We start from the raw sequence: 14,043 nt of genomic DNA, 5'->3' as shown, positions 1-14,043 counted from the left end.
GAGGCGCGCAGAAAAGGATATGGCAATATACGTAAAATTTTCTAAAGGGAGTGACGAAAGTGTTAGAGCGGATACATGCCCATTTTGTAAAAAACGGCCCTAAAATCTTAGGGTTACCCGCAGCACTCACCCCATTTCCGGTCAAACAGTTGATTCTGCAACAACTCTTAAACTGGCAATTTCGCCATGCTTTGGCTGAAGGTGAGTTAGACTTTCTGAACGGTCGCCTGCTGGGTATCGAGATTGCCGATCTCAATCTGCACTGGATCACCACGCTGCAGGACGGCCGACTGGCGGTATTGCAACAGTCCGAAGCGGATGTCTGGTTTCGGGGCAATGCCAATGATCTGTTGCTGGTGGCAGCACGTAAAGCAGATCCCGATATGCTGTTCTTTCAACGCCGGCTGGTGATTGAAGGTGACACTGAACTGGGACTTGAGGTGAAGAACGTAATGGATGCTATTGAACCTGAGGCTATGCCCACCGCGTTACGCACGGCAATTGAACAGATGGCGAAATTTATCGATGCCGGTATGAAACAGGACGCGAAGGCCGCACGGGCGCGCGCGGGTGCCGCATGTTGATCCGTAGCGAAATTGGTGTTGATGCCGCGGGCATCGACGCATTGCTCAAACGCTGCTTCAGCACCCCGGCAGAAGCGGAACTGACTCAGGCGCTGCGTGAAGATGGTCTGCTGACGCTCGGCGTGGTCGCCACTGATGAGGAAGGACAGGTGCTGGGTTATGCCGCATTCAGTCCGGTCAGCGTTCAGGGTGAAGATCGCGGCTGGGTGGCTCTGGCACCGCTGGCCGTCGATGAGACGCTACGCGGCCAGGGTCTGGCCAGCAAGCTGATTTATGAGGGGCTGGATACGCTCAATGAATTTGGCTACAGCGCGGTCGTCGTGCTGGGCGATCCGGCGCTGTTCAACCGTTTTGGTTTTGAACCGGCGGCACGTTACGGTCTGCGCAGTCGCTGGCCGGGAACAGAGGCCGCATTCCAGGTCTACCGTCTGGCGGAGAATGCTTATGACGGCGCGGAAGGGCAGATCGACTACGCCGAACCCTTTAATCGCCAGCCGTAATACTCAGCCAGCTCTCCAGATTGATCGGCTGAGCCGCCACCAGCAGTAATTTCTGTTGGCGGGGCAGTTGCTTAACCTGATACTCCAGTCTGGAGGCGCTGGCACGATCGCCCGCTGCACAGTGAAACACCAGGTCCAGCGGACCTTTGCCGCGTAGCGCACGTGCGCCACGCCCGCTCTGGTGCTGAGCGACCCGGCGCACCACATCCGTGGTGATGCCGGTGTACAGAATCCCTTTCGCCGTGCGGACGATGTAGAGTTGCCACTGCTGACTCATCGCAATCATTTCCCAAAAAAAGGTGCCGGGCAGTGTAGCGCGCTTCACGCTCTGGTGCACCGCCAGGAGTTTATCTTGTCCGATCACGCCCATCTGGTTCGCTACCTCAGAAAGCAGCATGTGCTTTCACTCTGCTGTACCGCCGACGATCAGCTGTGGTGCGCTAACTGCTATTACGTCTTTGATGAGACGCGCATGGTCTTCTGGATCATGACCGAACCCGATACCCGCCATGGCGAGTTGATGGTGCAGAATCCGCAGGTGGCGGGCACCGTTAATGGTCAGCCCAGAAGTGTGTTGCTGATAAAAGGGGTGCAGTATCGTGGCCGGATTAAAAGGCTGGAGGAGGCCACAGAGCAGATTGCCAGAGCCGCTTACCAGAAACGTTTTCCGGTCTCACGCAAAGTGTCGGCACCGCTGTGGGAGATTGAGCTGGATGAGGTGAAAATGACGGATAATGCGCTGGGATTCGGCAAGAAAATTGCCTGGGTGCGGGAAAAATAGAAACGCCCCTTTCAGCTGAAAAGGGCGTATCGGGTTTACAGCGCTTCGAGGATCCGCAGGGATTCACGATTAAAGGCCGGTAAATCGTGCGGCGTGCGGCTGGTGACCAGCTTATCGCCGTCTACCACCACTTCTTTATCATGGAAGTCAGCACCGGCATTGATCAGGTCAATGGCAACGGCTTTAACCGTGGTCATCTTGCGACCGCGAACGCCATTCGCGCTGATCAGCAACTGTGGCCCGTGGCAAATGGCAAAAATGGGCTTGCCGCTGGCAACAAACTCTTTGGTAAAGGCCACGAAACGATCGTCGCCGCGCAGGGCGTCAGGCGAGTGACCGCCTGGCAGAAGCAGGGCGTCAAATTCAGCCGGGCTGACGTCATCGATGCTGCGATCGATGGTCACTTCCGCTTCGCCTTGCTTGCCTTTAACAACATTACCGGCTTGTTTCTCAATGGTAACCACCTCAAAACCAGCGCGTTTATACACTTCCGCAGGTGAAGTAAATTCTGAGTCTTCAAATTCATCGGTAATTAAAACCGCAACTTTCTTGCTCATCTTTTTCCTCCTGAAATTTGTGGAGCGCGAGGCGCGCTTTCCGGATAACGCTGTAAGTCTGGTCGCTGAGAGTCAGAACGCAAGCCAGCCCGTGAAGATCAGCTATCTTTTAACCTATACGCAGTGAAATAAGGACGAATCTGAGATGAATCGCGTATTACTGACCGGTGCAACCGGCTTAGTCGGGTCGCATCTGCTACGCTTACTGATTCAGGATCCGCGCGTCGATGAAATCATCGCGCCAACCCGACGGCCACTGCCTGTGATGCAGAAAGTCGTGAACCCGGTTGAAGCCGATCTCACCGATGTGCTGGGGCCGCTGGACTGTTCACTGGATACGGTGTTCTGCTGTCTTGGCACCACGCGTAAGCAGGCGGGCAGCAAACAGGCATTCATCCACGTCGATTACACTCTGGTCGTGGACAGTGCATTGTGCGGATTACGCTTAGGGGCGAAGCAGATGCTGGTGGTCAGCGCGCACGGCGCCAGTCGTCACTCACCGTTTTTATATAATCGTGTTAAAGGTGAAATGGAGAATGCGCTGCGTCATCAGGGCTGGCCGCGCCTGACGCTGGTGCGGCCTTCACTGCTGCTGGGAGAGCGCAAGCAGAAGCGCGGCGGTGAAAGCCTGGCGGGGCCGCTTTTCGCGCTGCTGCCGGGTAACTGGCGCGCCGTGCATGCGCGCGACGTCGCGCGCTGTCTGCACCAGCAGGCTTTCACCCAGGGAGGTGAGAGTGTCACTGTCATTGAGTCAGGCGATATCCCGCGTCACTCAGCGTAACGGCCAGATAATCTGATTACGACTGCCGCGCCATTGCAGCGTGGCATCTTTCTCTTCTTCGACAAAGCGACCATCGATCAGCACGTCGAGATAGTCCAGCACAGCGCGCTGCGCGCTGTTCAGCTCCTGCATCCGGTAACCGGTCCAGAGCCAGATATCTTTATCGGGACATGTCTGCCGGACCCGTTTTACCAGACGGCGGATGTGCGGCACGTTTTGCGGATGCAGCGGATCGCCGCCGCTCAGCGACAATCCCTGGCGCGGAATGCGCGTATCCTGCAAATCCGCCAGCAGTTGCTCCTCCATCTCAAGTGTAAAGGGCACGCCGGAGTCGAGCCGCCAGGTGCTCTGGTTGTAGCAGCCGCGACACTGATGTTCGCAACCGGCGACAAACAGTGTGCAGCGGGTGCCGGGACCATTAATAATATCGACATCATAGTAGCGATGGATATGCATCATCCCAGCGGTCCCTCTTCAAGATGTTTTACCCGACGCTGCACTTCCTGCTGCTTACCGGCGTTAAACGGCCGTGCATCCGGACTGCCCAGATAGCCACAGACCCGCCGGGTGACAGAGACGCGCGCCGGATCGTGGTTGCCGCAGTTCGGGCAGGTAAAGCCGCGGCTGGTACAGGTGAACTCGCCGTTGAAGCCGCACTCGTAGCATTCATCAATCGGTGTGTTAGTGCCGTAATAGGGCACGCGGTCATAGCTGTAATCCCAGACATCCTCCAGCGCTTTGAGATTGTGCTGCACATTCGGGTATTCGCCGTAACAGATGAATCCGCCATTCGACAGCGGCGGATAGGGTGCTTCAAAGTCGATTTTGTCGTAAGGATTCACTTTCTTCTCAACGTCGAGATGGAAGCTGTTGGTGTAGTAGCCCTTGTCGGTGACGCCCGGCACCAGGCCAAACTGCGCGGCATCAAGACGGCAAAAGCGGTCGCACAGATTCTCGCTCGGCGTGCTGTAAAGGCTGAAACCGTAGCTGGTTTCCTCTTTCCAGCGCTCGGTGGCATCACGCATACAGGCGATAATCTCCACACCTTTAGCACGCAGCGCCGCGTCATCGTAAGGGTGTTTATGGCCTCCGCTGAGTGCGTTCAGCGTTTCGTGCAGGCCGATATAGCCCAGCGACAGCGATGCACGGCCGTTTCGGAAAATAGGACCGACTTCATCATCCGCATTCAGCCGGACGCCACAGGCACCTTCCATGTAGAGGATGGGCGCGACGCGTGCTTTGGTTTTCTCCAGCCGCGCCACCCGCGTCATGAGCGCCCGCTTAGCCAGCAGCAGGCGCGCATCGAGCAGCGTCCAGAAACGCGCCTCATCGCCGCCTGCTTCCAGCGCAATGCGCGGCAGATTCAGGCTGATCACGCCGATATTATTGCGCCCTTCATGAATCTGCTCGCCATTCTCTTCATAAACGCCCAGGAAGCTGCGGCAGCCCATTGGGGTTTTAAATGAGCCGGTCACTTTCACGACCTGATCGTAATTGAGGATGTCGGGATACATCCGCTTGCTGGCACACTCCAGCGCCAGTTGCTTGATGTCGTAGTTAACGTCGCCCGCCCGGCGGTTAACGCCCTCGCGAATGCTGAACACCAGTTTTGGAAACACCGCTGTTTTGCGATTTTTACCCAGCCCCGCTAGTCGGTTGCGCAGAATTGACTGCTGAATCAGCCGCGCTGCCCAGTCAGTCCCCAGACCAAAACCAAAGGTGACAAACGGCGTCTGGCCATTGGCGGTGTGCAGGGTATTCACCTCATACTCCAGCGACTGAAAAGCGTCGTAGCACTCTTTCTCCGTACGCTGGCGTGCATACTCTTCTGCCTGTGGAATCTGCCACTGCTCAGCAATCGCCAGATGCCGGGTATAGCTCTGCTCAACAAACGGAGCGAGCACTTCATCAATGCGGTTTATGGTGGTGCCACCGTAAATGTGGCTGGCGACCTGGGCGATGATCTGCGCCGTGACGGCGGTGGCGGTGGCGATCGATTTAGGCGGCTCGATCTCAGCATTGCCCATTTTGAAGCCGTTGGTCAGCATACCTTTCAGATCGATCAGCATGCAGTTGAACATCGGGAAGAAGGGCGAGTAGTCGAGATCGTGATAGTGGATCTCGCCGCGCTCGTGCGCCAGCACCACATCGCGCGGCAGGATCTGCTGCTGCGCGTAGTGTTTTGCCACGATCCCGGCCAGCAGATCGCGCTGCGTCGGGATCACTTTGCTGTCTTTATTGGCATTTTCGTTCAGCAGCGCCGCGTTGGTCTGATCGACCAGGCCGCGAATGGCGTGATGTAACTGGCTCTGGCGATCGCGAGCGACATCGCGATCGTGGCGGTATTCAATGTAAGCGCGTGCCAGCTGCGGGTATGGGCCCGCCATCAGCGTCTCTTCCACTGCACACTGAATCTCCCGGATATCCACTTCCGGACGATCGGCCAGCCGCAGTGCAACCTGCTCAGCGACCTGCGTGCACCAGGCCAGGTCATCGACCTCTGCTGCCTGTGCCGCCGCCGCGACGGCCTGCTCAATACGCTGCGCATCAAAACCCGTCCGACATCCATCACGCTTGATGACCACCGTCGCCATTTCTCTCTCCGTAAACTACATATAGGTGTTTGATGGATTCTATCCCCTACATGTAGTGATTGCTGCGAATTATTGCGTTCTGTTTTGACCTGAAACAAGGAAGATTCAACACGGCAGGGAATGCCGACTGAGGTAAGAATCAGGTTTTGAGATCAGGTTTCCGGGTGATTAACTGGCGTATTGGCGTGCAGCAACTTTAATCAACGTTATGCCCTGTTAAAACGTTGACGTCACAAGGATGCCCGCCAATGTGGTTACCCCGTTCTCTGCTCCTGCTTTCAGCCTTTTGTCCACTCGTCCTGGCCAGTCCGCTGCCACTGATGCCCTGGCCGCAGCAGGTGGAGCAGCCCGCCAGTGGCGGTGCACTTACCCTGACGCCGCAACTGACGCTGCAAATCTCAGGTGATCATCTGGCAGGTGCTGAAGCACGCTGGCTGGCGCGAATCAGTAACCAGACGGGCTGGCCGCTGTTGCCTGCATCCCAGCCGGTGGCCGCGCCGACTATACGTATCGTCATTGCAAAGGCGGTGGACCCGCTGCCACTGCCCGACAGCGATGAGAGCTATCAGTTGCAGGTCGATGGCGACGGTGTCCTGTTAACTTCACCCAGCCGTTTTGGCGCGATGCGCGGTATGGAAACCCTGCTGCAACTTATCCAGAACGGTGCACAGGGCACGACGATTCCTTACGTGACCATCCACGATCATCCCCGCTTTCCGTGGCGTGGTGTGCTGATCGACACAGCGCGCCACTTTATGCCGGTAGAGACACTTAAACGTCAGATCGACGGCCTGGCCGCCGCGCGAATGAACGTCTTTCACTGGCATCTCACTGACGATCAGGGCTGGCGCTTTGCCTCCAGCCACTATCCCCAGCTGCAGCAGAAAGCCAGCGATGGCAACTACTACAGTCAGCAGCAGATGCGGGAGATTGTGAAATATGCCACCGAGCGTGGGGTGCGTGTGGTGCCTGAGCTGGATATGCCGGGACACGCCTCTGCGCTGGCGGTGGCGATGCCGGAGCTGATAAGCAGACCGGGAAATTATCAGATGGAGCGCGGCTGGGGCGTCTTTAAACCGCTGCTCGATCCCAGTAACGAACAGGTTTATGAGGTGATCGACACGCTGGTGGGTGAGATGGCGGCGATCTTCCCCGATCCCTGGCTGCACATCGGCGGCGATGAAGTCGATCCCACCCAGTGGAACGACTCACCCGCGATTCAGCAGTTCATGCGCGATCACAATCTGAAAGATGCGCATGCGCTTCAGGCGTACTTCAATCAGCGGGTGGAAAAGATCCTGGAAGCCCATCACCGTCAGATGGTGGGCTGGGATGAGATCGCCCATCCCGATCTGCCGCGCAGCATTCTGATCCAGTCGTGGCAGGGCCAGGATACGCTGAGTGCGCTGGCAAAAGAGAACACGCGCGGCATTCTCTCCACCGGGTTCTACCTCGATCAGCCCCAGCCTGCCAGCTACCACTACCGCAATGAGGTCACGCCGCGCGGGCTCAACGGCCTGGATCGTCTGCGGCCCGGCGATCAGGCGCAGAGCTGGTCATTCACGATGCCGCGCCTCAAAGGCAGCCCGGTGAAGGGCAGCTTTACGCTCATTCAGGGCGAGTCGGGCTGGCGCGGTTTTATCGACTTCGACGGCAAGTCCCGGCGGATGGTTCGTGAGATCAACTGGCTCTCGACGCAGCAGGTGCAGTTCAGCGTGGATAGCTGGATGGGACCGTTCCAGCCGGTGTTCACGCTGCAGCAGCCGTCCCTCAAAGGCTATGTGCTGGTAGGCAACGTCCGTTATCCCACCAGCGGTCAGCGCCTGATGCAGCCGCCGGCGGGCATCGCGCCCGTGCTGCCCACGCCAGAACAGGTGCAGCACAATCTGCTGGGTGGTGAGGCAGCGCTGTGGGCGGAAAACATCAACAGCCAGATTATTGATACCAAATTGTGGCCGCGCGCCTTTGTGGTGGCTGAGCGGTTATGGTCGGCAGAGGATGTCACGAACATGGATTCAATGTATTCGCGGCTGTCAGCGATGGATCGCTGGAGCACTGTATCGGTGGGAACGCTGCAGCAAGCCCAGACGGAGCAGCAAATGATGCGGCTGGCCAACGGGCACGATATTGCCCCACTGCAAATACTGGCTGAGGTGCTGGAACCGGCGCAGTACTACACCCGCCAGCATCTGAAGTTTCAGGCGGGCCATTACGACTATCACGAGCCGTTAAACCGGCTGGCGGATGTGCTGCCTGCCGAGAGTGAGGCGGTGCGCCAGCTGGCGCAGCATGTCGCCGTGTTAATCGCCAACCGTAATAACCCGGCCGCTGCCTCCGCAGTTCGTGCGCCGCTGCAGCGCTGGCAGGCCAACACGACTGCGGTAATGCCGATCATCAACGGTAGCGCGACGCTGAAGCCGCTGGCACACAGCGTGCAGCAGATTGAGGTGCTGAGCACCATGGGCCTCGCGCTGGTGAATGCTTACGTCCGCAATCAGGCGTTTGGTGCCAGCGAAGTGGCGGAGATGCATGCGACACTCGATGCCGCTGCGCAGGTGCAGGATGAAACGGTGATTGCGCTGGTCAGGCCGCTGGAGACGCTGTTGCGCGCCTTTCAGTAAATGCGGTGGCCGGTGCGGAACCGGCCACCGTGGCATCAGGCCGGGCCGCTGACTGAATGGCGACGCACCAGCGTCGGGCTGAACATGTGGGTGACTTCTGGCAGCGGCAGATCGTTAGCCAGTGCCAGCGCAAGCTGGGCTGCCTGCTGCGCCATGGTGACAATCGGATAGCGGACGGTGGTGAGGCGCGGTCGCACATAGCGCGACACCAGCACATCATCAAAGCCGATCAGTGACATCTCTTCCGGCACGCGAACACCGTTATCGCTCAGCACTGCCAGTGCACCTGCCGCCATGGAGTCGTTGTAACAGGCGACAGCGGTAAAGTTCCTGCCGCGCCCCAGCAGTTCCGTCATCGCCTGCTCACCGCCGACTTCATCCGGTTCGCCCCAGGTGACCAGCCGGTCGCTGCACGGCAGGCCGTGCTCTTTCAGCGCATCGTAGTAACCCTGCAGGCGATCTTCGGCATCAGAGATGGTGTGGGTCGAACAGATAAAGGCGATATTCTGATGGCCGAGCTGGATCAGATGACGGGTGGCAAGCCAGGCACCGTAGCGATCGTCAAGCGCAATACAGCGCTTTTCAAAGCCTTTTATCAGCCGGTTCAGCAGCACCATACCGGGCACCTGCTTCATCAGCACTTCCAGCTCTGCGTCGGGAATTTTCTTGGCGTGAACCACCAGCGCCGCGCAGCGATGACGCATCAGCTGTTCAATCGCCTGCCGCTCTTTTTGCTCATTATGGTAACCGTTACCAATCAGCAAAAAGTTACCGGTATCGCCTGCCACCTCATCCACGGCTTTAACCATCGCGCCAAAAAAGGGATCGGAGACGTCACCGACAATCAGTCCGAGCGTTTCGGTCGATTGTTGCGCCAGCGCGCGTGCGTTGGCATTCGGGTGATACTGAAGCTGCTCCATCGCCTGGCCTACGGCCTGTCGGGAGCTGTCGCTGGCTTTGGGAGAATTATTGATTACACGTGAGACTGTGGCGACAGAAACGCCCGCCAGTCGCGCAACATCCTTTATGGTAGCCATGCGTTGACCTGCTTTGGGGAAAACGTTTACACATCACATCAGTGTTACGGAAAAGGGCGGACACATCAACCCGACAGAATGTCAGCGTCGTCGCAAAAAGGGGCGAAATCGGGCACTCAGGCACATCTTCTGCTCAGCCGCCGCCCCGTGTTATGCTCAATCTCCCACCTGGCTACCGTGAAAAACAACGATGAAAACCAAAGTGCCACATCTGGCTCACTGGGGCGCCTTTACCGCCGTCACTGAAAACGATCGCCTGATTGGCTGCGAACCCTTCTTCGCCGATGCCGATCCGTCACCGATGATCCACACCATTCCTGAACTGGTCTACTCCGACAAACGCATTCGCCAGCCGATGGTGCGTCGGTCGTGGCTAAAGTCACACGAAAAGAGCGATCGCACGCTGCGTGGCCGGGAAGATTTTGTCGCCGTCGACTGGGAAACCGCGCTGGACCTGGTGGCGGAGGAGAATCGCCGCGTGCGCGAGCGTTACGGTGCATCGGGCATTTTCAACGGCTCCTACGGCTGGTCATCGGCTGGACGCGTTAATCACGCCCGCACCCTGGTTCGTCGTTTCTACTTTCAGGGTGGCGGTGGCGTCGATCAGCAGGGCAACTACAGCTGGGGTGCCGCGCAGTTCTTCCTGCCCTATGTAATCGGCACGTATATGCCGCTGACCGGGCGCGTCACCGAATGGCCGCAGGTGGTGGAACACGCCGAAATTTTTGTCGCTTTTGGTGGGCTGGCGCTGAAAAACGCCCAGGTTGCCTCGGGTGGCGCAGGGCAGCACAGCCTGAAACCGGCGCTGATGCAGCTGGCGGCCAAAGGGACGCCGGTAATCAACATCAGCCCGATGCGCGATGACTGCCCGGAATTCGTTAACGCCGAGTGGATCCCGATTCGCCCCAATACCGACGTGGCGCTGATGCTGGCGCTGGGCCATGAAATCACCCAGCGCGGCGCGGTTGACGAAGCGTTTCTCGCCAGCCACTGCACCGGCTGGCCGCAGCTGCGTGCCTATCTGCTGGGTGAAACCGACGGCGTGGCGAAAACCGCTGGCTGGGCCAGTCGTATCACCGGCGTTCCAGCGGATAGAATTGTGCAGCTGGCGCAGCAGCTGACCGGCAAGCGCAGCTTTATTACCTGCTCCTATTCCGTTCAGCGCGCCCATCGCGGCGAACAGCCTTACTGGATGATGATTGCGCTGTCGTCGATGCTCGGCCAGCCAGGCCTGCCGGGCGCAGGTTTCTCCTTTGGTCACGGTTCAATGAACAGCGTTGGCAATCCGCGTCAGGAGGGGCCAGCCCCGATGATGAGCACCGGCCCCAATCCGTCCGGGCTGTCGATTCCGGTGGCGCGCATCAGCGATATGCTGCTCAATCCAGGCCAGCCGTACCGCTTCCAGGGCGAAACGCTGCACTATCCTGACATTCACATGGTGCACTGGGCGGGCGGCAATCCGTTCCATCATCACCAGCAGCTGAACCGGCTGGTGGAGGGGTGGCAACGGCCCGATACGGTGGTGGTGCAGGATATCGTCTGGACGCCTGCTGCGCAGATGGCGGACATCGTGCTGCCTGCCACCACCACGCTCGAGCGCAATGATATAGGCGGCTCCTCACGCGACCGCTTTGTGCTGGCGATGCATCAGGCGATTAAACCGCAGCACCAGGCGCGCAACGACTTCGATATTTTTGCGGACCTGGCCGAGCGCCTCGGCTACCGCGACACCTTCACCGAAGGGCGCAATGAGATGCAGTGGATCGCCCATCTTTATCAGCAGTGTGCGACCGCGCATCAGCGCAAAGGCATCAATTTCCCCGAATTTGATGCGTTCTGGCAGCGCGGCTTTGTGGAAATTCCGGAAGGCGGCAAGCCCTATCAGTTTATGGAGGCGTTCCGCGCCGATGCGCAGGCGAACCCGATTAAAACCGCCAGCGGCAAAATCGAGCTTTTCAGCCAGACCATTGCGGACTACCAGCTTGACGATTTTGCCGGTCATCCGGAGTGGCGTGAGCCGCAGGAGTGGCTCGGCTCGCCGGTCAGCCACGACTATCCGCTGCACATGATCTCAATTCAGCCTTCGGACCGGTTACACAGCCAGCTGGATGCCACCGAAACGGTGCAGGGCAATAAAACTGCCGGACACGAAACGCTCTACATGCATCCACAGGATGCAGCAGCGCGCGGTCTGGTGGAGGGCGACGAGATTGAGGTGAGCAACGCACGCGGCGTGATGCTGGCGGGCGTGCGGATCACCGAGGGCGTGACGCAGGGCGTGGTCATTATCTCTACCGGTGCCTGGTTTGATCCTGGTTTTGGCAAGGCATGGCAGCCGCACGATCGCGCGGGTAACCCCAATGTGCTGACGCTCGATATCGGAACCTCGTCGCTGACGCAGGGACCAAACGCCATGAGTTGTCTGGTGGAAATCAAAAAACATCAGGATTGCACAATAGCGTAAGGATCTCATGGCTGGTTACATTTTGCGGGTAACTGTTGCGTTTGAGAGATAGCAGCCGATTAATCCCTCTTGCTACATTCAGGGTCCCAGAGGTATTGATGGGTGAACATCAATAGATTTTCTTGATTACACCAACCTGCGCAGATGCGCAGGTTTTTTTTGCCCAAAATCTGCGGCCGATAACGAACTGATACACAGTTTTCCTGTTATACAGCCAGCGCTTTCTTTATAACTGCTGGCACCAGCCTCTTTCTCTTATTTTGCGCAGCGGAATGCCATGCCCCGGATTAAAAAACTACTGGGAAAAGACCAGATAAAAGCGCCATTTAACCCTTTTCGTTTTCGGCTGATCTGCCTGGGTGTCACGACCTGTCTGGTGGTGCTGCTGGCGCGCGTCGCGGACCTGCAGTTCCTGAATCAGCCGATGCTGGAGCACGAAGCCGATCAGCGATCGCTGCGTACCGTCACGCTGCCGACCAGCCGCGGTACCCTGCTGGATCGTAACGGTGAAGCGCTGGCGCTTAGCGTGCCATCGCGCGATGTCATTGCCGATCCGCAGCGAGTGCTTGAGAGTAACCCCGATTTCACCAGCGCTAAATGGGCCTATCTTGCGGCGGCGCTTAACACCCGTCCTGAAGAGCTGGCGGCGCAGATCACTGCTAACCCGAAACGTCGCTTCCTCTATCTGGGCCGTAAAGTTGAACTGGGCATCGCGAAAGATATTAAAGAACTGAAGCTGAAAGGCATCAGCGAAGTCTACGACGACAGCCGTTTCTATCCGATGAGCGAGGCCTCTGCGCCGCTGCTCGGCATTGTAGGTGCGGATAACGTGGGTCTTAATGGCCTGGAAAAAGGCTTTGATAAAGTGTTGCAGGGCGAGCCTGGCAAAGAGGTCTATCGTCAGGATGCGGCGGGCAATATCATCGCCATGATCAACTATCAGCCGCCGACTCAGCCGCCAACGGTGCAGCTCAGCATCGACAAATATGACCAGTACACGCTCTACAGCAAACTGCGTGACGGCGTGCTGATCAACAAGGCGGATTCAGGCGCCGCCGTGCTGGTGAAAATTGACACCGGCGAGATTCTGGCGATGGCCTCCTATCCGTCGTTCAACCCTAATAACTACGAAGGGGCGACTCCGGCGCAGATGCGTAACTCGGCCATCAATGACAGTTATGAGCCGGGATCGACTGTTAAGCCGTTAGTGGTCATGGAGGCGCTGGAGCGCCACCTGGTGCGCCCGGATTCCGTCATCGATACCACGCCTTATAGCGTGAACGGCCACCTGATCCGCGACGTCGGTCACTGGCCGCGCCTGACCATGACGGGCATTCTGCAAAAATCGAGTGACATTGGCGTATCACACCTCGCGCTGGCGATGCCTGCGGAAGCGCTGGTGAATACCTATCAGGCGTTTGGCTTGGGTAAACCCACCGGATTAGGGCTGACCGGCGAAAGCGTCGGCTACTTCCCGCTGCACCGTACCCGCTGGGCCGATATCGAGCGGGCCACTTTCTCCTTTGGCTACGGCCTGCGTGTCACGCCGCTGCAGATTGCCCGTGAATACGCCACACTCGGCTCTTATGGCGTTTACCGTCCGCTGTCAATCACACGCGTTACGCCACCGGTCATGGGGCGGCAGGTTGCCAACCCGGAAACGGTGAAAGAGGTGGTGCATATGCTGGAGAGTGACGTCCTGCCGGGCGGAACCGGGCTGAAAGCCGCGGTGCCGGGTTATCGTCTGGCGACCAAAACCGGTACGGCGGAAAAAATGGGCACCAGCGGCAAGTATGATGGCGGCTACGTCAACTACACCGCCGGTATTGCGCCAGCCAGCCATCCTGAAGTGGCGCTGGTGGTGATGATCAACCATCCAACGGCAGGCGATCACTTCGGTGGCTCGGTTGCCGCACCAGTGTTCGGTAATATTATGGGGCCGGTGCTGAAACACATGAACATTGCGCCAGATGCCATTTACACGAAACCGGCGACCAATACTTCGGATAAATCTTAGTGGAATCAGAGTGTAAGCGAGACGTGAAAGATATTCACACCTCGTTGCACTTCCCCGAATTCGGTTGCGTTTTCTCGCTGTCCCCGCGCGGTCAATCAGTGCGAGGA

General features: G+C 58.1%; 12 protein-coding genes. 7 read left to right on the top strand and 5 right to left on the bottom strand.

Annotation, left to right across the window (positions count from 1 at the left end; translation table 11 throughout):
• The first annotated feature begins 59 nt into the window (after positions 1 to 59).
• Together ubiT and EE896_RS16950 are read left to right on the top strand one after the other, a co-directional pair.
• A complete protein-coding gene (gene ubiT, locus EE896_RS16955; RefSeq protein WP_003851052.1) occupies positions 60 to 584 on the top strand; it encodes a ubiquinone anaerobic biosynthesis accessory factor UbiT in 525 nt (174 codons plus the stop codon).
• Complete coding sequence (locus EE896_RS16950) at positions 578 to 1,084, top strand: GNAT family N-acetyltransferase (RefSeq protein ID WP_008925429.1); 507 nt, start codon at positions 578 to 580, stop codon at positions 1,082 to 1,084. Before ubiT ends, EE896_RS16950 begins: the two co-directional genes overlap by 7 nt.
• Here EE896_RS16950 and EE896_RS16945 read toward each other — a convergent pair.
• On the bottom strand, positions 1,068 to 1,361 hold the full coding sequence (locus tag EE896_RS16945; RefSeq protein WP_167518480.1) for a GIY-YIG nuclease family protein: 294 nt from the start codon (positions 1,359 to 1,361) through the stop codon (positions 1,068 to 1,070). The two genes, EE896_RS16950 and EE896_RS16945, sit on opposite strands and share 17 nt — an antisense overlap.
• A 75-nt stretch (positions 1,362 to 1,436) precedes the next feature.
• Between EE896_RS16945 and EE896_RS16940 the strand changes: the two genes are divergently transcribed.
• Positions 1,437 to 1,865, top strand: coding sequence for a YhbP family protein (locus tag EE896_RS16940; protein ID WP_039658932.1), 429 nt, complete (start codon positions 1,437 to 1,439; stop codon positions 1,863 to 1,865).
• A 35-nt stretch (positions 1,866 to 1,900) separates the two neighbouring features.
• On the opposite strand, the gene EE896_RS16935 is transcribed toward EE896_RS16940, so the two are convergent.
• Positions 1,901 to 2,422, bottom strand: coding sequence for a type 1 glutamine amidotransferase domain-containing protein (locus EE896_RS16935; protein ID WP_003851045.1), 522 nt, complete (start codon positions 2,420 to 2,422; stop codon positions 1,901 to 1,903).
• 145 nt (positions 2,423 to 2,567) lie between these two features.
• Between EE896_RS16935 and EE896_RS16930 the strand changes: the two genes are divergently transcribed.
• Complete coding sequence (locus tag EE896_RS16930; protein ID WP_003851041.1) at positions 2,568 to 3,203, top strand: NAD-dependent epimerase/dehydratase family protein; 636 nt, start codon at positions 2,568 to 2,570, stop codon at positions 3,201 to 3,203.
• Here EE896_RS16930 and nrdG read toward each other — a convergent pair.
• Together nrdG and nrdD are read right to left on the bottom strand one after the other, a co-directional pair.
• The gene (gene nrdG, locus EE896_RS16925; RefSeq protein ID WP_238343242.1) at positions 3,195 to 3,659 is read right to left on the bottom strand and encodes an anaerobic ribonucleoside-triphosphate reductase-activating protein; all 465 of its coding nucleotides are present in this window, start codon (positions 3,657 to 3,659) and stop codon (positions 3,195 to 3,197) included. The two genes, EE896_RS16930 and nrdG, sit on opposite strands and share 9 nt — an antisense overlap.
• Positions 3,659 to 5,797 carry an anaerobic ribonucleoside-triphosphate reductase gene (nrdD, locus tag EE896_RS16920; protein WP_003851037.1) on the bottom strand — a complete coding sequence of 713 codons (2,139 nt, stop codon included), beginning with the start codon at positions 5,795 to 5,797 and terminating at the stop codon, positions 3,659 to 3,661. Before nrdD ends, nrdG begins: the two co-directional genes overlap by 1 nt.
• 248 nt (positions 5,798 to 6,045) lie before the next feature.
• On the opposite strand from nrdD, the gene EE896_RS16915 reads away from it, so the two are divergent.
• Positions 6,046 to 8,418, top strand: coding sequence for a beta-N-acetylhexosaminidase (locus tag EE896_RS16915; protein ID WP_153574580.1), 2,373 nt, complete (start codon positions 6,046 to 6,048; stop codon positions 8,416 to 8,418).
• 35 nt (positions 8,419 to 8,453) lie between these two features.
• Here the strand turns inward: EE896_RS16915 and galR are convergent, their stop codons facing one another.
• The gene (gene galR / locus EE896_RS16910; protein ID WP_003851033.1) at positions 8,454 to 9,455 is read right to left on the bottom strand and encodes an HTH-type transcriptional regulator GalR; all 1,002 of its coding nucleotides are present in this window, start codon (positions 9,453 to 9,455) and stop codon (positions 8,454 to 8,456) included.
• A 190-nt stretch (positions 9,456 to 9,645) separates the two neighbouring features.
• Between galR and EE896_RS16905 the strand changes: the two genes are divergently transcribed.
• On the top strand, positions 9,646 to 11,919 hold the full coding sequence (locus EE896_RS16905; protein WP_140916144.1) for a molybdopterin guanine dinucleotide-containing S/N-oxide reductase: 2,274 nt from the start codon (positions 9,646 to 9,648) through the stop codon (positions 11,917 to 11,919).
• Between the two features lie 277 nt (positions 11,920 to 12,196).
• Positions 12,197 to 13,936, top strand: coding sequence for a penicillin-binding transpeptidase domain-containing protein (locus EE896_RS16900; protein ID WP_003851029.1), 1,740 nt, complete (start codon positions 12,197 to 12,199; stop codon positions 13,934 to 13,936).
• The last annotated feature ends 107 nt before the right edge of the window (positions 13,937 to 14,043 follow it).

The organism is Pantoea eucalypti (assembly GCF_009646115.1).
Classification (GTDB): domain Bacteria; phylum Pseudomonadota; class Gammaproteobacteria; order Enterobacterales; family Enterobacteriaceae; genus Pantoea; species Pantoea eucalypti.
This window is presented reverse-complemented; position numbering and strand designations above follow the sequence as displayed.

Excerpts from the sequence above, each read along its gene's own strand:
- EE896_RS16915 (WP_153574580.1), top strand. The coding sequence starts at position 6,046 with ATGTGGTTACCCCGTTCTCTGCTCCTGCTTTCAGCCTTTTGTCCACTC.
- EE896_RS16900 (WP_003851029.1), top strand. The coding sequence starts at position 12,197 with ATGCCCCGGATTAAAAAACTACTGGGAAAAGACCAGATAAAAGCGCCA.
- EE896_RS16930 (WP_003851041.1), top strand. The coding sequence starts at position 2,568 with ATGAATCGCGTATTACTGACCGGTGCAACCGGCTTAGTCGGGTCGCAT.
- EE896_RS16950 (WP_008925429.1), top strand. The coding sequence starts at position 578 with ATGTTGATCCGTAGCGAAATTGGTGTTGATGCCGCGGGCATCGACGCA.
- nrdG (WP_238343242.1), bottom strand. The coding sequence starts at position 3,659 with ATGCATATCCATCGCTACTATGATGTCGATATTATTAATGGTCCCGGC.
- EE896_RS16935 (WP_003851045.1), bottom strand. The coding sequence starts at position 2,422 with ATGAGCAAGAAAGTTGCGGTTTTAATTACCGATGAATTTGAAGACTCA.
- galR (WP_003851033.1), bottom strand. The coding sequence starts at position 9,455 with ATGGCTACCATAAAGGATGTTGCGCGACTGGCGGGCGTTTCTGTCGCC.
- EE896_RS16905 (WP_140916144.1), top strand. The coding sequence starts at position 9,646 with ATGAAAACCAAAGTGCCACATCTGGCTCACTGGGGCGCCTTTACCGCC.
- nrdD (WP_003851037.1), bottom strand. The coding sequence starts at position 5,797 with ATGGCGACGGTGGTCATCAAGCGTGATGGATGTCGGACGGGTTTTGAT.
- EE896_RS16945 (WP_167518480.1), bottom strand. The coding sequence starts at position 1,361 with ATGAGTCAGCAGTGGCAACTCTACATCGTCCGCACGGCGAAAGGGATT.